The organism is Streptococcus marmotae (assembly GCF_001623565.1).
Classification (GTDB): Bacteria; Bacillota; Bacilli; order Lactobacillales; family Streptococcaceae; genus Streptococcus; species Streptococcus marmotae.
Genome location: NZ_CP015196.1, coordinates 1,495,773 through 1,519,345 on the forward strand (window position 1 = coordinate 1,495,773; position 23,573 = coordinate 1,519,345).

The following is a 23,573-nucleotide window of genomic DNA, read 5'->3' on the forward strand; positions in this document are numbered from 1 at the left end:
GAATATGGAAAAACAACTACAAAAAGGGAATTGGCTTGTTATCACCCTTGATATTGCGCTCTTTTTTGCATGGATTATTGGAAAGAGAAGTAGCTTTCCTTATTTTATTATCTGTGCAATTCTTGTCTTTATAGGGACTCTAGTTCTTACCATCTTTTGAGACAGAAGGGGATTTCTTATCACTGGCCTCCATATCAAAAATGGATGATTGGAGTGACCTTCTTGGCGACCCTTGTTCTTTCGGTGCTTGACGGTCAGACCCCAGTGCAATTTTGCTCGACCTTTTTTATGTTTTTGACAGGGGTGGTCTTACAGGCCTATCCCAATCGTGAAGGATATAAGCAGGCTATTTCATCTGAAATCAGCTAGTGATGGATTTCTTGAAAGACAAACTATAAGAAAAGTCAAGTTTAATTTTTTAGATTGTTGTTTTCTTGTAATGAGTTTGAAGGTAAGCTGAAAAGCCTTTGAAAGACGTCGAATTTTCAAAGGTATGTACTATTGAATTTTATCCTTACCTTAGCCTCTTCTCGTCAAAAGGTATGTCATGCTTAAGCAAGTAAAAGATTACTCGAATAAGCTTTTTAGCGACATGTGTGATAGCCACATTGTAGTGTTTCCCTTGTTCCAGCTTAAGACTAAGGAACTGTCTAAATTGGGGCGAATAGCGAGTACATGCTTTTGCGGCCTGTAAGATTGCCCATCGTAGATGTGGGGAACCTCTTTTGACCATCTTTCCCGTCATCTCCATCTGCCCAGATTGGTAAATGGCTGGCTCTAAACCAGCGAATGCCTGGAGTTGAGCAGGGTTGTCAAAGGTATGGATGTTCCTTATCTCGGCTAGAATAACAGCCTCTAGACGATTTCCAATCCCCGTAACAGTGGTGATGACCGACTTGATGTCAGCCATCAGTTCATCAATCTGCGTCTCTGCGGTCTTGATAAGCCTGTTATAGTGCTGGATGTTCTCGATAATCTCTCTGAGTTCAAACTCACGGGCTAGTGAGCTTGTTCCGATGGAAGATGGAGCGATGTCGAGAATATCCTTGATTTTATGGGCTGATAGCCTCTTGATGTCAAGGAGGTTATCGAATCCCGCCTGTACCATTTTCTCAGGGCTAGGGTAGCGTGAGAGGAGCTCGTAGGCATAGTCAGAATGCTTTCCGATAAGTTTATCCAACTCAGGGAAGATGATGTCAATGCACTTGGTATACTGGACTTTCCAGTCAGTTTGTTTCTTCTTGAGTCGGTTAAGGTGTCTGGTTAGGATTTTCAACTCTTCTTGTCGTTTATCGTGTTTGAACTGTTCCCGATTTGGGTCAGATAAGAGTTTTAAGGCAATGACACGAGCGTCCTTCTTGTCTGTTTTAGTCTTTCTAAGTGATAAGGACTTGGCGAATTCCTTGATGAGTAGCGGATTGTAGGTATAAACCTGATAATGGTGTTCATGTAGGAAGTTCAAGAGGTTAAAGGTATAGTGTCCTGTATCTTCCAGAGCGATGAGACAGTCTTGGTTGAGCTGTTTGAGAGATTGATGTAGTAAGTCAAAACCAGCTCTGCTATTTGACACCGTCAAAGATGTGAGAATGGTCTTTCCTTTGTCGTTTAAGACAGCGATATCGTGTTTATTTTTAGCGACATCAATGCCAATATAAAGCATAGGTCATACCTCCGTATCATGTATTCAAGTCCACTTGGTTATCCACGAACTTTTTGCCTTGTGACCTTACACGAGATAAAACGTCTAGCGTTATCAAACTCATTACCAATTGAAACAAAAAGCTGTGGTTAGAGCCTTTCACAAATCGTCTAGCGATTGGAGGTGATAAACTAATCCACAGTGGCTTATTCCAAGTGTAGCACTTGGGCTTTGGCAGTAGCTAACTGCACTAAATCTAATATAAGGAGATTTTAATGATTTTTGAGAAGATGATGTCATTTTTTGCTGCTACCTTGGGCTATTTTGTCTCTGCTCTGATTTGCTGGCAGCTGAACCAAGGAGATTTTCACCAACATCAGCTAGTCTATATTGTGGGCAATAGCCTGCTTGTCTTGCTTCTCCTCTATGTGATTTCCAAAGGGAAGATTGCGACCTTAGAGCTTCCAAGCTGGTCGGACTTGGGACTGGTCGTTCTTGCCTTTCTAGCTCTCTTCTTGTTTGACGTGGTGTATACGAATGTTATTTCCTTTCAGTCAGGAGCAGCTCGGGAAGTCCATGATACAATAGTACAGGGGATTAGCCTTTCCTTCTTCATCGATGTTTGCTTTTTTGGTCCAATCCGCGAGGAAATCTTGACGCGAGGTTTTTTGCAAAAAGGTGTCTGTAACAATAGTTGGTGGGGCTTGTTGCTAGCAGCTACCTATTTCTCTATCCTACATGGGCCTGAAAATAGTGCCACTTTTCTATACTACGGAGTCATGGGGGCGACGTTTGGCTGGCTTCATAAGAAGTCAGATAATTTAGTGTTGCCGATATTGCTACATATTGCTTGGAACAGCATGGTGATGTTCTTTGTACTGCGTCATTAGGGACAGGGAGATAACTTCCTGCCTTTTTCGTTTTCCAATAGCTGACGATAACTCTGCTTCGTGATATAATGATAGACAAACATCATACTCATGTAACATCATTGAATTCTTGATGTTCAAAGGGTATAAGGAGAATGATCGTGATACAATCAACTTATGAATGGACCTTGGTTCCGACAATTTCAGATCAAGCCTTTGTTAAAGCAGCCAAAAAAGAGGGCTTGGACTCGGTGGCAGCAAATGTGCTGTATACGAGAGGAATCCAGACAGAAGAAGCGCTAAAGAAATTTTTACAACCGAGCTTGGACGACTTGCATGATCCCTATTTACTCTATGGAATGGATAAGGCTGTGGAGCGGATTCGTCAGGCTATTCAGGCAAATGAACTGATTTTGGTCTACGGTGACTATGATGCAGACGGCATGACTTCAGCGTCCATTGTTAAAGAAGCCTTGGAAGAACTTGGTGCAGAATGCATGGTCTATCTGCCGAATCGCTTTACAGACGGTTATGGTCCCAATCAGTCGGTTTACAAGTATTTTATTGAGCAACAGGGCGTTTCTCTCATTGTCACAGTTGACAATGGTGTGGCAGGGCATGAGGCTATAGACTATGCCCAGAGTGTCGGTGTTGATGTCATCGTAACAGACCACCACTCACTTCCTGAAACCCTGCCTGAGGCCTATGCCATTATCCATCCCGAACATCCAGACGGAGCCTATCCTTTTCCTTTCTTAGCAGGCTGTGGAGTAGCTTTTAAGCTAGCCTGTGCTTTGTTGGAGACGGTGCAGGTGGAATGGCTTGATTTGGTTGCCATTGGGACAATCGCCGATATGGTTAGTTTGACAGATGAAAACCGTGTCTTGGTCAAGTATGGTCTTTCCATGCTCAAACAAACAGAGCGAATTGGTTTGCAGGAGTTGATGGCTCTAGCTGAGATTCAAGCAGACATACTAGATGAGGAAACCATTGGCTTTCAACTGGCTCCGCGTTTAAATGCCCTAGGGCGTTTGGATGATCCTAATCCTGCTATTGACTTGTTGACAGGATTTGATGAGGAAGAAGCGCAAGCAATTGCCCAGCTGATTGACCATAAAAATGGCGAGCGCAAAGCGATTGTCCAAGCTATTTATGATGAAGCAAAGACAATGGTTAACAAGGAAAAGCCGGTTCAAGTCTTGGCTCAGGAAGGCTGGAATCCCGGTGTATTAGGTATTGTCGCAGGTCGGTTATTGGAAGAATTACAGCAGCCGATTATTGTATTGTCCATTGAAGACGGAAAAGCAAAGGGCTCTGCTCGGTCGGTTGCCGCAATTGATATTTTTGAAGCCTTGCAAGCTCATCGTGATTTATTTATCGCCTTTGGTGGGCATGCAGGTGCGGCAGGAATGACCTTGGAAGTGGACAAGCTAGATGCATTATCTGAAGCTCTTTCTGACTACATCCTTGATAATGGGTTGGATCAGGTTCGTAAGGGCGAGTTGTGCCTTGATGAGGAATTGGATTTGGAGGAGTTATCGCTTGATACCCTAAAATCATTTGAGAAATTAGCTCCCTATGGCATGGACAATAAAAAGCCGGTCTTTTATCTTAAACATGTTCAGGTCGAATCCGCTCGTACGATGGGGCAACAAAATGCTCATCTCAAATTCCGAATCAGTAAGGGGAAGGCTAGTTTTGATGTTCTTGCCTTTGGCATGGGACAGTTTGCTTTAGAAATTGGGCAGAGTAAAGACCTAGAACTGGCTGTTAGTCTGTCAGTCAATCAATGGAATGGACAGACCACCTTACAATTGATGCTGGTTGACTTGCGGGTAGAGGGGGTTCAGCTCTACAATCTGCGCAGTAAGAAAACACGTTTTCCAGCAGACCTGGTCGTGGTGGATTTTGCACAAGAAATCCCAGATGTGACGGGACAAAAAGCGATTGGAATTGCGACAGTTCCAGACGATATCCAAGTCCTCAAGGATTTCTTGCAAGCGAATGACTTTCAAGCCATTTATTTTAAAAATGAGATGGCACAGCCTTATTATTTGGATGGTTATGGTAGCAGGGAGCAATTTGCGCGCCTTTACAAGACCATTTATCAGTTTAAGGAATTTGATGTGCGCTACAAATTAAAAGAATTGGCAGCTTATTTGAAAATGAAAGAACATCTCTTAATTAAGATGATTCAGATTTTCCAAGAATTGGACTTTGTTACGATTACAGATGGGGTCATGAGGGTCAATAAAGAGGCAGAAAAACGAGAGATTAGCAGCAGTAGTATTTACCAACAGTTGAAAAAACAGGTCGAAGAACAAGAACTACTGGCACTTGGGACAGTCCAAGAAATCTATGCTTACCTAATGGAGAAAACAGTCTGAGAACTTCATTTCAAAATCTCCCAAATACGGAAAAAACATGGTATAATAAAGAGTAATGCTCTTGACGATTTTTGAGATAGTCGGAGCACAAAACAACTAAAAAGTGAGAATACGATGAATTTAAAAGATTATATTGCTTCTATTGAAAACTATCCGCAAGAAGGGATTACCTTCCGTGATATTAGCCCTTTGATGGCTGACGGAAATGCCTATAGCTATGCTGTTCGTGAGATTGTCCAATATGCAACAGATAAGAAAATTGATATGATTGTAGGGCCTGAAGCGCGTGGGTTTATTGTGGGTTGTCCAGTCGCTTTTGAGCTTGGAATTGGCTTTGCCCCAGTTCGTAAGCCAGGGAAATTACCACGCGAAGTGATTTCAGCAGATTACGAAAAAGAATACGGTGTTGATACCCTCACTATGCACTCAGATGCGATTAAGCCAGGTCAACGTGTCTTGATTGTGGATGATTTATTGGCAACTGGTGGAACAGTGAAGGCGACGATTGACATGATTGAACGCCTAGGTGGAATCGTTGCAGGCTGTGCCTTTTTGATTGAATTGGATGATCTTAAAGGCCGCGAAGCGATTGGCGATTATGATTACAAGGTCTTGATGCATTATTGATAGTGTCATTCAGTTTGGCATTAGGTCGTTAGCGTATCTTATATAGTTTAAAACTATAAGGATTACTATTTTTCTTCTAATTGCAAGGTATACCCTCCTGTTATATAATAGACAAAAGGAGGAGGGAAGTATGCCGATTACATTAAAAAAATCATTACCAGCTGTCGAACAACTAAAAGCAGAAAACATCTTTGTCATGGACGATGATCGCGCAACGCATCAGGATATTCGTCCTTTGAATATCTTGATTTTAAATTTGATGCCACAAAAGATTGTGACAGAAACACAGTTGTTGCGCCTCTTGGCCAATACACCTCTACAATTGGAAATTGACTTTCTCTACATGGCTAGTCACGAGTCAAAGACGACTCAAGCAGCTCACATGGAGGAGTTCTACCATACGTTTGATGAAGTCAAAGATCGTTATTTTGATGGTTTGATTGTGACAGGGGCTCCTGTTGAGAATTTGGCGTTTGAAGAAGTGGACTACTGGGAGGAACTGGTAGAGGTTTTCCGTTGGGCAAAGCAGCATGTCTATTCGACCTTGCATATTTGCTGGGGTGCCCAAGCAGGTCTTTATGCTCGCTATGGGATTGAAAAGCATAGCCTGCCTAAGAAGTTATCCGGAGTTTATTGCCAGGAAGTAGTGGCTGATCGCAATCCCTTGATGAGAGGTTTTGATGATGAGTTTCGCTCGCCTCATTCTCGTCACACAGATGTGAAAGTAGAAGATTTGGAGCGATTAGATAATCTGCATGTCTTGGCAAGAGGAGAAGAGGTTGGTGTCTCTATTGTTGCAAGTAGTGACTTACGTGAGGTGTATAGCTTTGGGCATTTGGAGTATGACCGCGATACCCTTGCAAAAGAATACGAAAGAGACTGTCTAGCCGGTCTACAACCAGACCTTCCAGAACATTATTTCAAACAGGATGATCCAAACTCACGTCCAGCCTTATCATGGAATCTTCCAGCAGCCCAGTTTTTTACTAACTGGATTAACTACGCTGTCTATCAAGAAACGCCGTATGATTGGCAGATTTTTGAGCAATCTGCCTTATCAGCTAGCCTATAAAGAGGAACTATGAATTATTTACAGCAATTTCAGAAGGGCTATTTGGTCTTACCACCAGATTTGCTCTTTCATTTCAAGGATTTATTTCCCTCAGCCGATGATTATGTGGTCTGGCAATTCTTCTTTTATCAAAATACAACGAATATAGAAGGATTGGCTCCGAGTCAGATTGCCGAGGCCTGTGGAAAGACGGTTTCTGAAATCAATCGTTCCATTGAACACTTACAAGAAGCAGGTCTGCTTGATTTTAAAACGATTAATTTATCGGGTGAAATTGAGATGATTTTTGATGCTTCCCCTGCTTTGGAAAAACTAGATGCTTTGCTACAACCCAAGGAATCAGGGTATGGACCAACAGCGATTGGCTATGACTTGAAGCAATTGGTTACAGAGTTTGAGGCAGAATTGGGTAGATTGTTGTCTCCGCTTGAATTGGAAGATTTACAAAAAACAGTAGGTGATGATCAAGTTGCGCCAGAACTAGTGCGCGAAGCTCTTCGTGAGGCTGTATTTAATAACAAGACAAATTGGAAATACATCCAAGCTATTTTAAGAAACTGGCGTCGTGAGGGAATCACGACAGTCGCCCAAGTTGAGGCCAAGCGTGCCGAGCGAGAAGGACAGCTTCCTCGAAATGTCGCTGTATCATCCGATTTCTTAGAAGCCATGGATTATTGGAAAGAGTAGAAAATGAATCAGAAAATCTCAAAACGTTTAGAAACAGTGGCAAGTTTTGTACCACAGGGGGCTCGTTTGGTAGATGTAGGGAGTGACCATGCTTATCTCCCTCTTTTTTTGGTAGAAAACGCAGTGATTTCTTACGCCATTGCAGGAGAAGTCGTACAAGGACCCTATCAATCCGCCCTGCAACATGTCAGAGAATCAGGCTATGTTCAGCAGATTGAGGTGCGCTTGGCGAATGGACTTGCTGCCTTTGAACAAGCAGACCAGATGACAACTATTACCATTGCCGGTATGGGTGGTCGTTTAATTGCAGATATCTTGGAAGCTGGGAAAGGTCAGTTGGAAGGAATTGAACGGCTTATCTTACAACCAAATAATCGAGAAGATGATGTGAGAGAATGGCTGGAAGCACATCATTTTAGGCTAGTTGCAGAAACCATGGTCGCAGAAAATGGGAAGTTCTATGAGATTCTTGTCGCAGAGCCTGGGGAACAGTCGCTGACAGCCCTGGAGAAACGGTTTGGCCCCTATCTCTTACAAGAGATTTCTCCTGTTTTTCAGCAAAAATGGGAGCGCGAAGCTGACAAATTGCAGCATGCCTTGGCACAAATTCCGACAGAGCATAGCCTAGAACGTGCCCGCATTGAGGAAAAGATTCAGCAAATCAAGGAGGTTTTACATGTTAGCAAGTAAAGTGATTGAACGATATCAGGCTTTTTGTCCTCCGAGTCTGTCCCTGGAGGGCGATGTATCAGGTCTTCAGATTGGAACCTTACAGAAAGAAATAAAGAAGGTTATGGTGGCACTCGACATTCGTGAAACAACGGTCGCTGAAGCGATTGACAAAAAGGTAGACTTGATTATCGTCAAACATGCCCCAATTTTTCGTCCGTTAAAGGACTTAGTGGCAGATGACTTGCAAACGAAAATTTGCCTTGATTTGATCAAGCATGATATTGCAGTTTATGTTAGCCATACCGATATTGATGTGGTTTCGGGTGGGCTAAATGACTGGTTTTGTGACCTGTTAGATATCAAGGATACAGACTATCTGCACGAAACACAGGAAGGTTATGGGCTTGGTCGGATTGGAAGAGTTGAGCAGCAGACTCTAGAAGAATTGGCGTTCAAGGTGAAGCGAGTCTTTGGTTTGGATGCGGTTCGCTTGGTGACCTACGGCCATCAGGCCCAACAATATGTAGAACGAGTAGCTATTTGTGGTGGTAGTGGTGGCAGTTTTTACAAGGATGCACTTGCAAAAGGAGCAGATGTCTATATCACAGGAGATATTTACTACCATACGGCTCAAGAAATGCTAACACAGGGCTTGCTTGCTATCGATCCAGGGCATCATATTGAGGTACTCTTTGTGGAAAAAATTGCCCAAGAATTACAGAAATGGAAAACAGAAGAAGGCTGGGATATCACTATTGAGGCTTCAACCGTCTCAACCAATCCGTTTCGCCATTTGTAACGTAGCTATCCTTGGAGCAAGAAGTGACATTTATAGTGAAAAATGGTAGAATAGTAAAAAACACGGAAAGGCTTTCGCAACTATGAAAGGTATTATTCTCGCAGGAGGGTCAGGTACTCGTTTGTATCCCTTGACTCGTGCAGCATCGAAACAATTGATGCCCATTTATGATAAACCCATGGTTTACTATCCCCTCTCAACCCTTATGTTGGCAGGAATTAAGGATATTTTAATTATTTCGACACCAACTGATCTACCTCGTTTTGAGGAAATGTTAGGAGATGGATCTGAGCTTGGGATTTCACTTTCTTATGCCGTTCAGCCAAGTCCAGATGGTCTTGCTCAGGCCTTTATTATCGGAGAAGAATTTATCGGTGACGACAGGGTTGCACTAATTCTTGGAGACAATATCTATCATGGAAATGGTTTGACCAAGATGTTGCAACGGGCAGCCAGCAAGGAAAAAGGTGCAACTGTTTTTGGCTATCAAGTCAAAGATCCAGAACGCTTTGGTGTTGTGGAATTTGATGCGGATATGAATGCCATTTCGATTGAAGAAAAACCGGAGCAGCCAAAATCAAATTTTGCTGTAACAGGTCTTTATTTCTATGACAATGATGTGGTAGAGATTGCCAAAAATATTCAGCCGTCTCCTCGTGGAGAATTAGAAATCACAGATGTGAATAAGGCTTATTTGGAACGTGGCGACTTGTCTGTTGAGTTGATGGGGCGTGGTTTTGCTTGGCTTGATACTGGGACACATGAGAGTTTGTTAGAAGCAGCGCAATACATCGAAACGGTTCAGCGTTTGCAAAATGTTCAAGTGGCAAATCTTGAAGAAATTGCCTATCGCATGGGCTACATTACCAAGGAGCAAGTTTATGAACTCGCTCAACCATTGAAGAAAAATGAATACGGACAATACTTGCTCCGTCTGATTGGAGAGGCCTAATGACAGAGAATTTTTTTGGTAAGACCTTAGCAGCTAGAAAGATTGATGCTATTCCTGGCATGTTAGAGTTTGACATTCCTGTTCATGGGGACAATCGTGGTTGGTTTAAGGAGAATTTTCAAAAAGAGAAAATGCTACCCTTAGGATTTCCAGAGACTTTCTTTGCGGAAGGAAAATTGCAAAACAATGTCAGCTTTTCTCGTAAGCATGTCTTGCGTGGACTTCATGCAGAGCCTTGGGACAAATACATTTCTGTCGCAGATGGTGGAAAAGTACTTGGTTCTTGGGTTGATTTACGTGAGGGAGATACGTTTGGAAATGTCTACCAGACAGAGATTGATGCGAGTAAGGGTATTTTTGTTCCGCGTGGTGTGGCAAATGGTTTTCAAGTCCTATCTGATACGGTAGCCTACAGCTACTTGGTGAACGATTACTGGGCCTTGGAATTAAAACCAAAATACGCCTTTGTCAACTATGCAGATCCAAGTTTGGGCATCAAATGGGAAAATCTTGAGGCAGCAGAAGTATCTGAGGCTGATAAGAATCACCCAATGCTCCAGGATGTTAAACCATTGAAAAAAGAAGATTTGTAGGATGTATCATCGTTTTTTAGAGATTGCGCAAGCCTTAAATGAATTGGGAATTATTCCTCTTTTAATGGGATCAGTTGGTCTAGAGCAGCGAACAGGTAGAAGTTGGGCGGCTCGTGATTTGGATATTCATGTCCCCAGTGATCCTAGGGGTTGGGAAGCTCCTGATGAAGAGCGAATTTATCGAACAACTGAATTGATTGCAATGATGGAACAACTAGGTTATACCTTGGTAGATCGCCACGAACATGAATTTCAAAAGGAAGATTGTTCAGTAGAATTCGGTGGTCTTCATTCGCTCCCAGCTTTTGCAGGTATTCCACTAGAAGAATTAGAGGAGATAAGAGATGGCGATGTCCGCTATTATTTGCCCACTCTAGAGCAATATCTAAACATCTATCAAGCATCTTCCAAAGACAGTTATCGTAATGATAAGAATAATCAAAAAGACTTTGCTAAAATTGCATATTTAAAAGAAGTATTAAAAAAATAAGCCTAGCTCAGTCAAAACAATAGAACAGTTATCGGAGAAATCATGTCTGAATTTAAAAATATTATCGTCACAGGTGGAGCTGGTTTTATCGGCTCAAACTTTGTACATTATGTCTATAATAATCATCCAGATGTCCATGTGACAGTCTTGGATAAGTTAACCTATGCTGGAAACCGTGCCAATCTAGTTGAGATTCTAGGTGAGCGTGTTGAGCTTGTGGTTGGCGATATTGCTGACAGTGAGTTGGTTGATCAGTTAGCAGCAAAAGCAGATGCGATTGTTCACTATGCCGCAGAAAGCCACAATGACAATTCACTGAATGACCCAAGTCCCTTCATTCATACGAACTTTATCGGAACTTATACTCTGTTAGAAGCAGCACGTAAATACGATATTCGCTTCCACCATGTGTCAACAGATGAGGTTTATGGGGACCTTCCGCTTCGCGAAGATTTACCAGGTCATGGTGAGGGCCCAGGTGAGAAATTCACGGCTGAAACCAAATACAATCCAAGTTCACCGTATTCATCAACCAAGGCAGCTTCTGACTTGATTGTGAAGGCTTGGGTACGTTCATTTGGTGTCAAAGCAACGATTTCTAACTGTTCAAACAACTACGGACCTTACCAACACATTGAAAAATTCATTCCACGCCAAATTACCAATATTTTGAGCGGTATCAAGCCAAAATTATATGGTGAAGGAAAAAATGTCCGTGACTGGATTCATACTAATGACCATTCCTCTGGTGTGTGGACGATTTTGACCAAGGGTGAAATTGGCGAAACCTATCTAATTGGTGCTGACGGTGAGAAGAACAACAAGGAAGTCTTGGAGTTGATCTTAGAGAAAATGGGTCAACCTGCTGATGCCTACGACCACGTGACAGACCGCGCTGGTCACGACCTACGTTATGCGATCGATGCAAGCAAACTCCGCGATGAGCTTGGTTGGAAACCAGAATTTACCAACTTTGAAGCAGGTCTGGAAGAAACGATCAAATGGTATACAGACCATGCAGATTGGTGGCAGGCTGAAAAAGAAGCTGTTGAAGCTAACTATGCGAAAACACAGAAGGTGATTAAATAAGGAGGAGAGGTATCCTATATAGGTAGTAGGGTACCTTTTATAAGTATGATTCGAAAAATCTATTCATACTCAATGAAAATCAAAGTTAGCATTATTGCAACTTACCTAGATGGTTCGGACGTAAACGAATCCAGTGGATTCGTTTAGCCCGAACCTAGAAAGAAAGGAGTGAGGCCAATCGATTTCTTTGAAATCGTAATTGAGTCTCGCTCCTTTTCTACTGCTCTAAAATAGGAATAGAAGCTGTAAAGAAACTGTAATACGTAGCCTGATTTGTCATCATTGTGTAACGTTTTCTCTATGATTTTTTGATATAATGATACAATGCTTATAAAGGGGAGGAATCAGAATGCAGTCTCGCAACGTAACGATTCTTTTATTTGGAATCTATCTCATGTTTTTGACATGGATTATTTTGTTTAAATTAGACATTTTTTCCACTCTCCAGCTGGCTTATATCGGCTCACGAGAGTCTAGTATCAATTTGATTCCTTTTGCAGGGACAGCTATGTATAATGGGATGCTGGATTTTCAAGAAATCGGCTTAAATGTCCTATGTTTTGTTCCCTTTGGAATCTACCTGGAAATGTTAAATCGAACAGCTACTTGGGGCAAAAATCTTAGCCTTATGATAGCGGTTAGTCTAGCCTATGAAGTACTTCAATACACGTTTAGAATAGGTGTAGCAGATGTGACAGACATTCTTGCTAATGGCTTTGGTGGTGCAATTGGTATCAACATCATGTATGTTTTGACCAGCATTTGGCGTGAAAAAACCTATGAGCGAGTCAATCAACTGGCTTTGCTACTGACGATTTTAGTAGCTAGTCTGCTCTTTTTGATTTAGATATTGCAAAGTTTACTATTTTTGTTACAATAAAAGAAATGAATCTAAAAGAACAAATCATCGCCTTATCGAAGGAAATTGGTATTTCGAAGATTGGCTTTACAACAGCTGACGATTTTGCCTATTTGGAGAAATCCTTGCGGGCTGCAGTCGAAGAAGGGCGTACATCAGGCTTTGAGCATAAAAACATTGAAGAACGCATCCAGCCCAAATTGAGCCTAGCCTCTGCTAGGACCATTATCTCGATTGCCGTTGCTTACCCAAGAAGGCTACCACAAAAACCGCAGAAAACCCAGTATAAACGAGGGAAAATTACGCCCAATTCTTGGGGCCTAGATTACCACTATATTTTACAGGACAAGTTGGAACGCTTGGCGCGTGGCATTGAAGAATTGACGGCTAATTTTGAATATAAGGGCATGGTAGATACCGGTGCACTTGTTGATACAGCGGTCGCAAGACGGGCAGGTATAGGCTTTATTGGTAAAAATGGCCTGGTCATTTCAAAGGAATTTGGTTCCTACATGTTTTTGGGCGAACTTATTACCAATTTAGAAATAGAGCCTGATCAACCAGTTGACTATGACTGTGGGGACTGCAATCGTTGTGTGACAGCCTGCCCCACATCTTGTTTGATTGGGGATGGAACCATGAATGCCAAACGTTGTCTGTCCTTTCAGACCCAAGATAAGGGCATGATGGATCTTGAATTTCGAAAGAAAATCAAGACGGTCATCTATGGCTGTGATATTTGTCAGATTTGCTGCCCCTATAATAAGGGAATTGACAGTCCACCAGTTGTGGACATTGACCCTGATTTGGCTGAGCCAGAACTCATTCCCTTTTTGGAGTTGTCAAATGGCCAGTTTAAGGAAAAATTTGGCATGATTGCTGGTAGCTGGCGTGGAAAAAATATTCTTCAGCGAAATGCCATTATCGCACTTGCCAATGCAAATGACAAATCGAGCGTCCCAAAACTTTTAGAAATTATTGATAAAAAGCAAAATCCGATTCACATGGCAACGGCAATTTGGGCGCTTAGTCAGCTGGTCAAACAACCCAATGAGGAGTTGATTTCCTTTATCGAAGACATTACCAGTGACCATCCAGATGTCCTAGCAGAGCGCGAAGTCTTTCTAACACTCGCTAAAAAGCCACAAGTATGATATAATAAAAAGAATATAGAAAATGAGGTATTTATGGATATAGCAGAAATTCGACAAAAAATAGACGAGCTAGAAGCCAAATTAAACTCATTCAGGGGGTCTCTTTGACTTAGAAGGTTTGGAAGAAGAAATTGCCATCTTGGAAAACAAGATGACCGAACCTGACTTTTGGAATGATAATTTGGCAGCTCAGAAAACATCTCAAGAGCTCAATGAATTAAAAGCTACGTATCAGAATTTTCATCAGATGATGGAATTACTTGATGAAGCGGGGATTCTCATGGAATTTTTAGCAGAAGATGATTCTGTTCAAGAAGAACTAGAAGAAAAGCTGTTGGAATTAGACAAATTGATGACGAGCTATGAGTTAACTCTTCTTTTATCTGATCCTTATGATAGCAATAATGCTATTTTAGAAATCCATCCTGGATCAGGTGGTACAGAGGCACAGGACTGGGGAGAAATGCTGTTACGAATGTATACACGCTTTGGGAATGCCAAAGGTTTCAAGGTGGAAACCTTAGACTATCAAGCAGGAGATGAAGCAGGGATTAAATCTGTTACGCTCAGTTTTACAGGGCCTAATGCCTACGGTTTGCTCAAGTCTGAAATGGGGGTCCACCGCTTAGTGCGTATCTCACCATTTGATTCGGCGAAACGCCGTCACACCTCCTTTACATCAGTGGAAGTCATGCCAGAATTGGATGACACGATTGAAATTGAGATTCGTGACGATGAGATAAAAATGGATACCTTCCGTAGTGGCGGTGCTGGTGGACAGAACGTCAATAAGGTATCAACAGGGGTTCGTCTGACCCATATCCCGACAGGCATTGTGACTCAATCGACTGTTGATCGTACCCAATATGGAAACAGAGATCGTGCCTTGAAATTGCTGCAAGCCAAGCTCTATCAATTGGAGCAAGAAAAGAAAGCAGCTGAAGTGGATTCCTTAAAAGGGGATAAAAAGGAAATTACCTGGGGCAGTCAGATTCGTTCCTATGTTTTTACTCCCTATACCATGGTCAAAGATCACCGCACAGGCTATGAAGTTGCTCAGGTAGATAAGGTCATGGACGGAGATATTGAAGGATTTATCGATGCCTATCTCAAATGGCGTATTAGCTAAAATAAAAAGAAAGGACTGTCTTAGACAGAGTACCTTATGAGAATTATCGAAATGAAAGACGTTTCCAAGAAATATGGAAACGGGACGACTGCACTTCGAGGAGTGTCTGTCAATGTTGAATCAGGAGAGTTTGCCTATATTGTAGGACCTTCTGGTGCCGGGAAATCAACTTTTATCAAGCTCTTGTATCGTGAAGAAAAGTTGGATAAAGGTTCGCTTAAGGTTGGAAAATTCAATCTTGCTAAAATCAAGAAAAAAGATGTCCCAATGCTACGCCGTAGTGTTGGAGTTGTCTTCCAGGATTATAAACTGCTTCCAAAGAAGACGGTATTTGAAAATATCGCCTATGCCATGGAAGTTATTGGTGAGAAACCACGTAATATTAAAAAGCGGGTTATGGAAGTCCTAGATTTAGTTGGTTTGAAGCATAAGATTCGCTCGTTTCCAAATGAATTATCCGGTGGGGAGCAACAGCGGATTGCAATTGCTCGTGCGATTGTGAATAATCCCAAAGTTTTAATTGCCGATGAGCCAACGGGAAACTTGGACCCTGAGAATTCTTGGGAAATTATGAATCTTTTGGAGCGGATCAACCTCCAAGGAACGACGATTTTGATGGCAACGCATAATAGCCAAATCGTAAATACACTTCGCCATCGCGTTATCGCAATCGAAGACGGTCGAGTGGTACGTGATGAAGTAGAAGGAGAGTATGGATACGATGATTAGACGATTTTTTAGACATTTTATTGAGTCCTTAAAAAGCCTTAAGCGAAATGGTTGGATGACGATTGCTGCCATTTCATCAGTGACCATCACTCTTACACTAGTTGGTCTCTTTGCTTCCGTCATCTTGAATGCAACGAAATTAACCTCTGACTTAACCAATAATGTCCGTGTCAATGTGTACTTACGGGCAAATTCAACAGATAATCAGAAAACGATTGTCAATGACCAAGGACAGACGGTTGAAAATCCTGATTACCAATCAGTTTATAAACAAATCCTGTCTTTAGACAATGTGAAAAGTATTGATTATTCTAGTAAAGAAGAACAGTTAAATCACTTAACAGAGACTTTGGGCTCTACATGGAACCTTTTTAAAGGAGATGCGAATCCGCTTTATGATGCCTATATCATTGAAACAACAGACCCTCAATATGTGAAATCCGTTGGAAAAGAAATTGCTAAAATTGATGGTGTGACAGAGGTTCGTGATGGAGAAGTTGAGACAGAGCGGATTTTCAAGCTCAACAGCCTTGTTAAAACATGGGGCTTTGCGGCAACCGGTCTCTTGCTCTTTACAGCAGTATTTTTGATTTCCAATACCATTCGAATTACCATCATCTCTCGCAGTCGTGAGATTCAGATTATGCGTTTGGTAGGAGCAAAGAACAGCTATATTCGTGGTCCATTCTTGTTTGAAGGGGCATGGGTTGGCTTACTTGGTGCAATTGTACCGTCTGCTTTAGTTTATTTCGCTTATCAGATGCTCTATAATTCTGTCAATGCAAGTTTAGCATCACAGAATTTATCATTGATTGATATGCAAATCTTTGTCCCAGCGATGATTGCGATTCTATTTGTACTAGGGATTGTCATCGGTGCATTGGGATCAGTTATTTCCATGAGAAGATTCTTGAAAATTTAAGAACACAAAAACGAAAGTTCAGCTAACTTTCGTTTCAGACCGAAGACAAACTAGCCCTTAAACTAGTTTGTCTTTTTGTTTGCTGTGTTATTTTTGAAAAAAGTAGTCTAAAAGAGTAGATTAGGGCAACATAAAAAGGCCTTCCTGCCCTTATTTTCACCAGTTTTTTGAGATTAAGGCACGCCAAAGTCAGCCCAACCTTATCTCGCATTTTGGGCTTACCAATTTCTCTTGTATAGCGGAGATTATGGTATTCTTTAGCCGTCCCAAAGAGTCGCTCTATCGTCTCCTTGCGGTGCTGATATCGCTCTTTCATCCCTCTTTGGTGGCGAATCTCTTCACAAATCTCCATGTAACCTTTCCAGATATGTCTGGTGACTAGCTTCTGCTTGGTCTTACTTTCAGTACAACTCTTTAGGAGTGGACAAGTTGCACAAATCTTAGGGTTACTCTTGTATTCTCGATAGCCAGAACGGTTGGTAGTGCTGTAAGACAAGACTTGGTTTTCAGGGCAGAGGTAGACGTCATAATGCTCGTCATAAATGAAATCATTCGGTCGTAACATGCCCTTCTTGCCACGAGGTCTGGTGTAGGGAAAGACAGGTGTGATATGCTGGTCCAGTAGACATTTGGCAATACTGGGAGTTTTATAACCAGAGTCAGCGATGATATAGTTGGGGTGAAACGGTTCTAGCTTTGCGAAAAGAGCAGGGAAAGCTTGACTATCATGGACATTGCCTGCTTCAACAGTATAGGCTAATGCCCAACCGTGTTTGTCGCAAGCCACCTGTGCTGCATAAGCGAAAACCTCCTTATGCTCCCCCTTATGAAATTGAATTCGAGCTAAAAGTCTAGCAAAAAAGATGACTTGTTTTTGTGTTTTCAAACACGAAGCAAGTCCCTATTTTTGTACGACTTTTTTAACGCTCTCATATCTTGACGAAACCAGCCACTATCAGGGTCAGTCGTGGACATCTTTTTAGTGTTAGCCTCGCCTTTTGCGGCGGGCTTTAAGGGCTTTTTTTCATGTGTTACCCGATCTTGTGCGATTTCTTTTTCGAGTTGTTCACTCATCCATTTAGCTTGAGCCTCGACCTCTTGTCGTCTGTATTTATGGTTGTTGGCAGCTGCCTTGATGTGCGTTCCGTCGATGAAAATCTCATCTGTATCCACTAATCCAGCAGTCAAACAGAGATTGAGGACATGTTCGAAGATACGCGTGATCACTTCTGTTTCAGCGAAACGACGGCTGTAGTTTTTACCGTATGTGGTAAAATGAGGCACCTTATCGTCCAGACTCAAGCCCAGAAACCAACGATAGGCAACATTGACCTCAATGTCCTTGATGGTCTGACGCATGGAGCGAATGCCATAGAAGCACTGAATCAGAGGGATTTTGACCAGCATAACAGGGTCAAGGCTAGGACGACCATTATCGGAAGAGTAAGCATCCTCGACCAAGTCATAAATGAAATCAAAGTCAATCACGGCATCTACTTGACGAAGAAAATGATCTTCTGGAACGAGTTGCTCAAGCGTATAGAAGCCATACTGCTTACGGTTATATTCTGGTTGTTCTTTATGGAGCATAGCTCTTATCCTCCTCATGTGAGATACTTTCATTATACTCCTATTTAGAAAGAAAAGCCCTCAGAAACAGGTGTTCCTAGGACTTTGTCTTCAATCTGAAACGAAAGTTCAGCTAACTTTCGTTTTTGTGTTATTCTCAACCATTATTCAATAGGTCATCTCAAGTAGTGTTTGTTGTCTTTCGGTCTTCTTTCCTTGGTGAGGGCTATTTGTTTCGCAAAAATGGGTTGAATATCTTTTCATGGGAAATGGTGGTGGACTGTCCATGTCCAGGATAGACTTGGTAATGCCCTGGTAGGGTGAAGAGGTTGGTTTTAATACCAATTAGCAGATCGTCAAAGTTGCTAGTTGGTAGATCAGTGCGACCGACTGATTCTCTAAAAAGGGCATCGCCTGTGATGACGAGTTCTTGATCTGGAAAGATAAAAGATACACCGCCGATAGAATGTCCTGGTGTCTCGACAACTGAAAAATGAAATCCGTCCAACAGATAATCGTAGTCATATTGGAAGGTTTTCTCAGCAGAGCGACAGACGACATTGTCCATATCATCGTGGCGAGCTAGACCGGACAAATTCAACTCAGGAGTATAGAGCCAACTGGCCTCACTTGCTGCGACATAGACAGGAGGTGCACCAAAATGGTCACGTACCAAGTCTAGGCTCATAATATGGTCATAATGGGTATGGGTCAAGAGAATAGCGGAAATTGGTTTGCCAATTTCTTCAATCGTTCGCTTGATGCTAGCCCAATCGCTTCCAGGATCGACCACGACAAGATGGGAGTCATTTTCAAGATAGTAAGTATTTTCATAGGCAACAGGATTAACGGTTTTATGTAGTTTCATAGCGAATCTCCTTTAGCAATTTGCTATCTCTAGTCTAGCAAAAAAAGCAGAGCTTGTCTGTTTTGGAAAATCGATCTACCGTAAGAATAGTGAAGTCGAAATCCATTTTTTGGTCAAAATATGGTATAATTTTACTGTTATGACAGAGAAAAAACAAGCAAATCGGTATGCGGTTGTAGACTTGGAAGCAACGAGCAGCAGTAGTTATGCTAAAATCATTCAGATTGGGATTGTTATTGTTGAAGCAGGGCAGATTGTTGATACCTACGCGACAGACATCAATCCATATGAAAAGCTAGATGTTCATATCCGAGAATTAACGGGCATCACCGACCAGCAATTAGCAGTAGCACCTGATTTTAGTCAGGTGGCAAAAGAGATTTATGATTTACTAGAGGGAACAATTTTTGTAGCCCATAATGTGTCCTTCGATGCCAATTTACTGGCAGAAGCGCTCTTTTTTGAGGGATATGAATTGCGGACACCTCGGGTTGATACGGTGGAATTAGCCCAATTATTTTTCCCGACCTTAGACAAGTATAGCTTGGTAAATCTAGCTCAGGACTTGGATTTGGAGTTGGAACAGGCTCATACGGCCATTTCAGATGCGACAGCAACGGCAAAATTGTTGTTAAAAATACAAGAGAAGATTCAGCAACTACCTAAGCAGACGGTTGGGCAGATTTTAACCTTTGCAGATCAGCTTCTATATGAATCGCGACTAGTGATTGATGAGATTTATCCTACTCTTTCAAATTATCTACCAGATGATATTATCAATGTGAATGGCCTCTGTCTCAAAAAAATAGCAGATCAGCAACCAACCCGCTACTTATCAAAGAATGTTGCAAGGAATCTGGCGCTTTTAGAGCTCGATGAACGTCCACAACAGCTGGCCTTTGCGGAAATCGTAGAAAAACGCTTATTGGAAGAGCAAGAACGAGTCCATTTCATTCAAGCGCAGGCAGGCATTGGAAAAACGTATGGGTATTTATTGCCGCTTATAGCGCAGGGAGACAAGCCTTTATTAGTAATTGTCCCAACTAAGGTCTTGCAGCAACAGATTCTGGAAAATGAGGGGCGAAAGCTATCTGAAGTATTTCATATCTCGATTGCATCCATCAAATCCTCGCGACATTATATCAAGTTAGATACCTTTTGGCGGACCTTGGAGCGATCAGATGATAATCGCTTGCTCAATCGTTATAAGATGCACCTGTTGGTCTGGCTTTGTGAGACTGAGACAGGAGATATGGATGAGCTCAAGCAGAAGCAGCGCTACCAAAGCTATTTTGATGAATTGCAGCATGATGGTCATTGCACTAGTCAGTCCTTGTTTGGTGAATGGGATTTTTGGAATAGGGCGCAAAAAACTGCTCAAACTAGTCAGCTGGTCTTGACAAATCATGCCTACTTTTTAGAGCATTTGCGGCATACAAATTGGATGAAAGAGCGGGTTCTTGTTATTGACGAAGCTCAAAAGTTTATGTTGGCAGCAGAAGAATATGCTAGTCAGGAATTGTCCATTTCGGATTGTCAAGCCTTATTGCAAAGTAAGTTGGACCGTTCAAAGGAAGTGTTGGAAACACGTTTATTGGAAGCCTGTTATTTTGAATTACAGCATCTGATAGAGCAGTTTCAAACCCAGGGTAAGCGTGAATTGACAGCAGGGGATCTTGCTTTATTAAAGCAAAATTTAGCAGAATTAGATGATATAGATTTTTGGGACTGGGTAGCACTTCTTGAACAAGATAGAGAATATTGGCTAGAAGAACGACGTTTGCAGGAGCAGCGCTCACTGTTCTTGCGTGCCGGTCAAGTAGATATGTTAGATGTGGCACGTTTTTTACCATATACGAAGATTTTTTGCATTAGCGCAACGCTCGAGATAAGCAAGAGGGTCAATGTGGCAGACTTACTTGGCTTTCACGAAGTCACTCATGATTGCCTTCCATCTACGGAAAAAAGTAATCAGTTGATTATATATCCTCGTCATTTACCTGACTTAGTCTCGATGAATAAAGTAGAACATGCGCGCTTCATTTGCCAACAGATAAACGGCCTTATCCAACTAAGACGTCCCATTTTGGTCTTACTAACGTCTATTCAGTTGCTGCTTGAAGTATCCAATCAGCTAGAAGAAATGGGGATTTCCCATTTAGCTCAGCACAAACATGGTCAGGAGATGAGTATCAAACGTCGTTTTGAAAAAGGGGAAGTAGCAGTCTTATTAGGAACAGGAGCCTTTTGGGAAGGAGCTGATTTTGCCAGTCAACCTGAGCTTATCCAAGTCATTCCTCGCTTACCCTTTGAAAATCCCCAAGACCGTTTTGTAAAAAAAGTGAATCGTCGTCTGAAAGCAGAAGGCAAGAATCCTTTTTATGACTATCATCTCCCTATAATGATGTTAAAACTTAAACAGGCCATTGGGCGGAGCAATCGGTCAGCTCAGCAGAAATCTTGTGTCCTCTTACTGGACAATCGTCTGATAGAGAAGCAATATGGACAGCAAATCCAGCATTTCTTAGAGACAGGATATCAAACAGAGCAGCTTTCTCGGAATACTGCAACAGAACGAATAAAACGCTTTTTTGAGGGAAATTAAGCTAGAGGAACGAACTAGCGGTTAGCTACATTCACGCCAAGTAGTGAGCTGGCTGTTGGACAAGTGAACGTATAAAAGAAAGGAAGAAAATTTCTTTCTTTTTTGTTAGGGATAACCTTAGCAATTACTAAAAGCTATATAATCGCTCCATAATGAGGTGTCTACCGAGATTGTCATTTCTTTAGTATACTGTTAGTAAAAAATAGAACTGAAGGCTATGTTGATGATACAATCTATCATTCCTTTGAAAATCTCCTGCCTTGTCGTTTTGATAAGAAAAATAAAAAAGAGATGGTGCTGAACATGCGTATTGGAAGACTTGAATTAAGCTTGTTCCAATCTCTTCATCAAGAAACGCTAGAAGCTATATTAGCAAAAGTATTTACTTATGACCATCCAACTAAGTGATTTAGGACAAGTTTACTTGGTCTACGGGAAAACCGATATACGTCAAGCCAGCGAATCACTGACTTACATGAAATTATGGAAAAGATTGATGAGAGTCTGAGAACACAGACTAGAGTTATTATCTGGAAACAATGGAAGAAGAAATATAAGAGACTTTTGGGACTGTTCAAACTAGGAATACCGAGGTGGATAGCGGATAAAGTATCTGATTTGGGGTGACCATTATCAATTTGTGGCACAAAAGCCAGTGCTGAGAAGCGCTATATCAAAGAAGCTGGGCAAAAACTCAATTTTTGACCTTTCTCTTAAAAACTGAACAAAATAAAATGGCTTAGAATCAACGTTTCTTGACAACGTTAATCTAAGCTATTTACTCTTTTTAAGACTTTTGCCCAGCCTCTTCCTGCTTGGATTATTATATAGAACGACATGCGTTAAAAGTTAGTTAAACTGCCGTGTGCTAGACTAGTATGCACGGTGAGGTGGTGTGAAAGGCTAGAGCTTAGACCTTCACGATTACTGTCTTGAATTTACAATATAAGTGCACAATAAAAAAACATAAGATTTTCTAGTAAAATAGAGTTAAACGAACATCTTACAGAAGGAAATCTTATGAGCTACCATCATTTTACCATAGAAGAGCGAGAAAGTATCCTAATTTATCGTGCACAGGGATTAAATTTGTCTGAAATAGGAACTTTACTGAATCGCCATCCATCTAGTATCAGCCGAGAATTGCGTCGTCATTCCAAAAATGAAAGTTATTCCCCTAGTGCGGCACAAGCATCTTACCACATCTCCAAATCACACTGTGGACGAAAAAGAAAACTGGAAACAGACTTAGAATTGAGCCACAAGATTAAACATCTCTTTCTTGATCATCAATGGTCACCTGAAGAAATAGCAGGACATTTACGGTTAGAATGTGGAAAATCAGTCATTAGTTATCAAACCATCTATAGAGCCATTTATCGAGGGCATTTTGATGATATCGCTCTGTCCCATGGCGCTCGCGGTGCTATTCGGAAACTTCGTCATCGAGGTAAAAGTCGTCACACCAAAGACTATGTTGAAAAACGCGGAAAGATTGCTATCTCACATACAATCCATGAAAGACCACAAGAAGCACAGATACGCTCTAGGGTAGGAGATTGGGAGGCAGATACAGTTGCTGGACAAACAGGAAAAGCCTGCTTAGTGACCCTAACGGATCGCTATTCTCGTTTTCTTAAAATCAAGAAGGTTGCAGTGAAGAAGAGTAAGCTAGTCATAGAAGCCATGGTAAAGATACTGGAACCCTTACTAAAAGAGACGGTGACTCCCGATCGAGGAAAGGAATTCTCAAAACATCAAGAACTGACAGATAAACTACAAGTAGAAGTCTATTTCCCTGACCCTCATGCGCCATGGCAACGTGGAACAAATGAGTGAATAGGTTACACTAAACTAGACAA

Annotated in this window: 21 protein-coding genes and 3 pseudogenes; 21 read left to right on the forward strand and 3 right to left on the reverse strand. The window is 41.7% G+C overall.

The window, feature by feature from the left end; genetic code table 11:
* The first annotated feature begins 4 nt into the window (after window positions 1–4).
* Entirely contained in the window at window positions 5–160 is a 156-nt protein-coding gene (locus A4H00_RS11870; RefSeq protein ID WP_157770995.1) for a hypothetical protein, read from the forward strand.
* A 53-nt stretch (window positions 161–213) separates the two neighbouring features.
* Window positions 214–369: a hypothetical protein gene (locus tag A4H00_RS11875; protein WP_167541357.1), complete on the forward strand. Its 156-nt coding sequence runs from the start codon at window positions 214–216 to the stop codon at window positions 367–369.
* 145 nt (window positions 370–514) lie between these two features.
* Here A4H00_RS11875 and A4H00_RS07525 read toward each other — a convergent pair whose 3' ends face one another.
* A complete protein-coding gene (locus A4H00_RS07525; RefSeq protein ID WP_067088843.1) occupies window positions 515–1,660 on the reverse strand; it encodes an IS110 family RNA-guided transposase in 1,146 nt (381 codons plus the stop codon).
* Between the two features lie 254 nt (window positions 1,661–1,914).
* Between A4H00_RS07525 and A4H00_RS07530 the strand changes: the two genes are divergently transcribed.
* The 16 genes from A4H00_RS07530 (at window position 1,915) to ftsX (ending at window position 16,669) form a co-directional block, all read left to right on the forward strand.
* The gene (locus A4H00_RS07530) at window positions 1,915–2,529 is read left to right on the forward strand and encodes a CPBP family intramembrane glutamic endopeptidase (protein ID WP_067088848.1); all 615 of its coding nucleotides are present in this window, start codon (window positions 1,915–1,917) and stop codon (window positions 2,527–2,529) included.
* A gap of 140 nt (window positions 2,530–2,669) precedes the next feature.
* Window positions 2,670–4,895 carry a single-stranded-DNA-specific exonuclease RecJ gene (recJ, locus tag A4H00_RS07535; RefSeq protein WP_067088853.1) on the forward strand — a complete coding sequence of 742 codons (2,226 nt, stop codon included), beginning with the start codon at window positions 2,670–2,672 and terminating at the stop codon, window positions 4,893–4,895.
* A 114-nt stretch (window positions 4,896–5,009) separates the two neighbouring features.
* Complete coding sequence (locus A4H00_RS07540) at window positions 5,010–5,522, forward strand: adenine phosphoribosyltransferase (RefSeq protein WP_067088858.1); 513 nt, start codon at window positions 5,010–5,012, stop codon at window positions 5,520–5,522.
* A gap of 130 nt (window positions 5,523–5,652) precedes the next feature.
* On the forward strand, window positions 5,653–6,594 hold the full coding sequence (metA, locus tag A4H00_RS07545; RefSeq protein ID WP_067088864.1) for a homoserine O-acetyltransferase MetA: 942 nt from the start codon (window positions 5,653–5,655) through the stop codon (window positions 6,592–6,594).
* A gap of 9 nt (window positions 6,595–6,603) precedes the next feature.
* A complete protein-coding gene (locus tag A4H00_RS07550; RefSeq protein WP_067088868.1) occupies window positions 6,604–7,281 on the forward strand; it encodes a DnaD domain-containing protein in 678 nt (225 codons plus the stop codon).
* Window positions 7,282–7,284: 3 nt separating this feature from the next.
* On the forward strand, window positions 7,285–7,971 hold the full coding sequence (locus A4H00_RS07555) for a tRNA (adenine(22)-N(1))-methyltransferase (RefSeq protein ID WP_067088874.1): 687 nt from the start codon (window positions 7,285–7,287) through the stop codon (window positions 7,969–7,971).
* Complete coding sequence (locus tag A4H00_RS07560) at window positions 7,958–8,752, forward strand: Nif3-like dinuclear metal center hexameric protein (protein ID WP_067088876.1); 795 nt, start codon at window positions 7,958–7,960, stop codon at window positions 8,750–8,752. The genes A4H00_RS07555 and A4H00_RS07560 overlap by 14 nt, the downstream gene beginning before the upstream one ends.
* 82 nt (window positions 8,753–8,834) lie before the next feature.
* Window positions 8,835–9,704, forward strand: a complete 870-nt coding sequence (rfbA, locus tag A4H00_RS07565; RefSeq protein ID WP_067088879.1) for a glucose-1-phosphate thymidylyltransferase RfbA — start codon at window positions 8,835–8,837, stop codon at window positions 9,702–9,704.
* A complete protein-coding gene (locus A4H00_RS07570) occupies window positions 9,704–10,297 on the forward strand; it encodes a dTDP-4-dehydrorhamnose 3,5-epimerase family protein (protein ID WP_067088882.1) in 594 nt (197 codons plus the stop codon). Before rfbA ends, A4H00_RS07570 begins: the two co-directional genes overlap by 1 nt.
* Window position 10,298: 1 nt before the next feature.
* The gene (locus tag A4H00_RS07575; protein ID WP_067088887.1) at window positions 10,299–10,787 is read left to right on the forward strand and encodes a phosphoribosylanthranilate isomerase; all 489 of its coding nucleotides are present in this window, start codon (window positions 10,299–10,301) and stop codon (window positions 10,785–10,787) included.
* A gap of 42 nt (window positions 10,788–10,829) precedes the next feature.
* Window positions 10,830–11,876, forward strand: a complete 1,047-nt coding sequence (rfbB, locus tag A4H00_RS07580) for a dTDP-glucose 4,6-dehydratase (RefSeq protein ID WP_067088890.1) — start codon at window positions 10,830–10,832, stop codon at window positions 11,874–11,876.
* A gap of 349 nt (window positions 11,877–12,225) precedes the next feature.
* Window positions 12,226–12,723 carry a VanZ family protein gene (locus A4H00_RS07585; RefSeq protein ID WP_067088895.1) on the forward strand — a complete coding sequence of 166 codons (498 nt, stop codon included), beginning with the start codon at window positions 12,226–12,228 and terminating at the stop codon, window positions 12,721–12,723.
* Window positions 12,724–12,761: 38 nt separating this feature from the next.
* On the forward strand, window positions 12,762–13,889 hold the full coding sequence (gene queG / locus A4H00_RS07590; protein WP_067088898.1) for a tRNA epoxyqueuosine(34) reductase QueG: 1,128 nt from the start codon (window positions 12,762–12,764) through the stop codon (window positions 13,887–13,889).
* A gap of 33 nt (window positions 13,890–13,922) precedes the next feature.
* Window positions 13,923–15,018, forward strand: a protein-coding gene (prfB, locus tag A4H00_RS07595; RefSeq protein WP_099092161.1) for a peptide chain release factor 2 whose coding sequence is annotated in 2 segments (ribosomal slippage) — window positions 13,923–13,994 and window positions 13,996–15,018 — 1,095 coding nt in all. Because the reading frame shifts where the segments join, the coding sequence is not laid out codon by codon here.
* A gap of 36 nt (window positions 15,019–15,054) precedes the next feature.
* Window positions 15,055–15,747, forward strand: a complete 693-nt coding sequence (gene ftsE / locus A4H00_RS07600) for a cell division ATP-binding protein FtsE (RefSeq protein WP_067088906.1) — start codon at window positions 15,055–15,057, stop codon at window positions 15,745–15,747.
* A complete protein-coding gene (gene ftsX / locus A4H00_RS07605; RefSeq protein WP_067091556.1) occupies window positions 15,740–16,669 on the forward strand; it encodes a permease-like cell division protein FtsX in 930 nt (309 codons plus the stop codon). The genes ftsE and ftsX overlap by 8 nt, the downstream gene beginning before the upstream one ends.
* Before the next feature lie 34 nt (window positions 16,670–16,703).
* On the opposite strand, the pseudogene A4H00_RS12445 reads toward ftsX, so the two are convergent.
* Together A4H00_RS12445 and A4H00_RS07620 are read right to left on the reverse strand one after the other, a co-directional pair.
* Window positions 16,704–18,259 (reverse strand): annotated as a pseudogene (locus tag A4H00_RS12445) (IS1182 family transposase).
* Between the two features lie 205 nt (window positions 18,260–18,464).
* A complete protein-coding gene (locus tag A4H00_RS07620; protein WP_067088910.1) occupies window positions 18,465–19,106 on the reverse strand; it encodes an MBL fold metallo-hydrolase in 642 nt (213 codons plus the stop codon).
* Between the two features lie 139 nt (window positions 19,107–19,245).
* Here A4H00_RS07620 and A4H00_RS07625 point away from each other — a divergent pair, with 139 nt between their 5' ends.
* The 3 genes and pseudogenes from A4H00_RS07625 to A4H00_RS07635 form a co-directional block, all read left to right on the forward strand.
* The gene (locus A4H00_RS07625) at window positions 19,246–21,711 is read left to right on the forward strand and encodes a bifunctional DnaQ family exonuclease/ATP-dependent helicase (protein ID WP_067088913.1); all 2,466 of its coding nucleotides are present in this window, start codon (window positions 19,246–19,248) and stop codon (window positions 21,709–21,711) included.
* A 480-nt stretch (window positions 21,712–22,191) separates the two neighbouring features.
* Window positions 22,192–22,435 (forward strand): annotated as a pseudogene (locus tag A4H00_RS12200) (group II intron reverse transcriptase/maturase); the annotation flags it as partial.
* A 296-nt stretch (window positions 22,436–22,731) separates the two neighbouring features.
* Window positions 22,732–23,547, forward strand: a pseudogene (locus tag A4H00_RS07635) (IS30 family transposase); the annotation flags it as partial.
* Between the last annotated feature and the right edge of the window lie 26 nt (window positions 23,548–23,573).

Excerpts from the sequence above, each read along its gene's own strand:
- A4H00_RS11870 (WP_157770995.1), top strand. The coding sequence starts at position 5 with ATGGAAAAACAACTACAAAAAGGGAATTGGCTTGTTATCACCCTTGAT.
- A4H00_RS07525 (WP_067088843.1), bottom strand. The coding sequence starts at position 1,660 with ATGCTTTATATTGGCATTGATGTCGCTAAAAATAAACACGATATCGCT.
- A4H00_RS07530 (WP_067088848.1), top strand. The coding sequence starts at position 1,915 with ATGATTTTTGAGAAGATGATGTCATTTTTTGCTGCTACCTTGGGCTAT.
- A4H00_RS07540 (WP_067088858.1), top strand. The coding sequence starts at position 5,010 with ATGAATTTAAAAGATTATATTGCTTCTATTGAAAACTATCCGCAAGAA.
- metA (WP_067088864.1), top strand. The coding sequence starts at position 5,653 with ATGCCGATTACATTAAAAAAATCATTACCAGCTGTCGAACAACTAAAA.
- A4H00_RS07550 (WP_067088868.1), top strand. The coding sequence starts at position 6,604 with ATGAATTATTTACAGCAATTTCAGAAGGGCTATTTGGTCTTACCACCA.
- A4H00_RS07555 (WP_067088874.1), top strand. The coding sequence starts at position 7,285 with ATGAATCAGAAAATCTCAAAACGTTTAGAAACAGTGGCAAGTTTTGTA.
- A4H00_RS07560 (WP_067088876.1), top strand. The coding sequence starts at position 7,958 with ATGTTAGCAAGTAAAGTGATTGAACGATATCAGGCTTTTTGTCCTCCG.
- rfbA (WP_067088879.1), top strand. The coding sequence starts at position 8,835 with ATGAAAGGTATTATTCTCGCAGGAGGGTCAGGTACTCGTTTGTATCCC.
- A4H00_RS07570 (WP_067088882.1), top strand. The coding sequence starts at position 9,704 with ATGACAGAGAATTTTTTTGGTAAGACCTTAGCAGCTAGAAAGATTGAT.
- A4H00_RS07575 (WP_067088887.1), top strand. The coding sequence starts at position 10,299 with ATGTATCATCGTTTTTTAGAGATTGCGCAAGCCTTAAATGAATTGGGA.
- rfbB (WP_067088890.1), top strand. The coding sequence starts at position 10,830 with ATGTCTGAATTTAAAAATATTATCGTCACAGGTGGAGCTGGTTTTATC.
- A4H00_RS07585 (WP_067088895.1), top strand. The coding sequence starts at position 12,226 with ATGCAGTCTCGCAACGTAACGATTCTTTTATTTGGAATCTATCTCATG.
- queG (WP_067088898.1), top strand. The coding sequence starts at position 12,762 with ATGAATCTAAAAGAACAAATCATCGCCTTATCGAAGGAAATTGGTATT.
- ftsE (WP_067088906.1), top strand. The coding sequence starts at position 15,055 with ATGAGAATTATCGAAATGAAAGACGTTTCCAAGAAATATGGAAACGGG.
- ftsX (WP_067091556.1), top strand. The coding sequence starts at position 15,740 with ATGATTAGACGATTTTTTAGACATTTTATTGAGTCCTTAAAAAGCCTT.
- A4H00_RS07620 (WP_067088910.1), bottom strand. The coding sequence starts at position 19,106 with ATGAAACTACATAAAACCGTTAATCCTGTTGCCTATGAAAATACTTAC.
- A4H00_RS07625 (WP_067088913.1), top strand. The coding sequence starts at position 19,246 with ATGACAGAGAAAAAACAAGCAAATCGGTATGCGGTTGTAGACTTGGAA.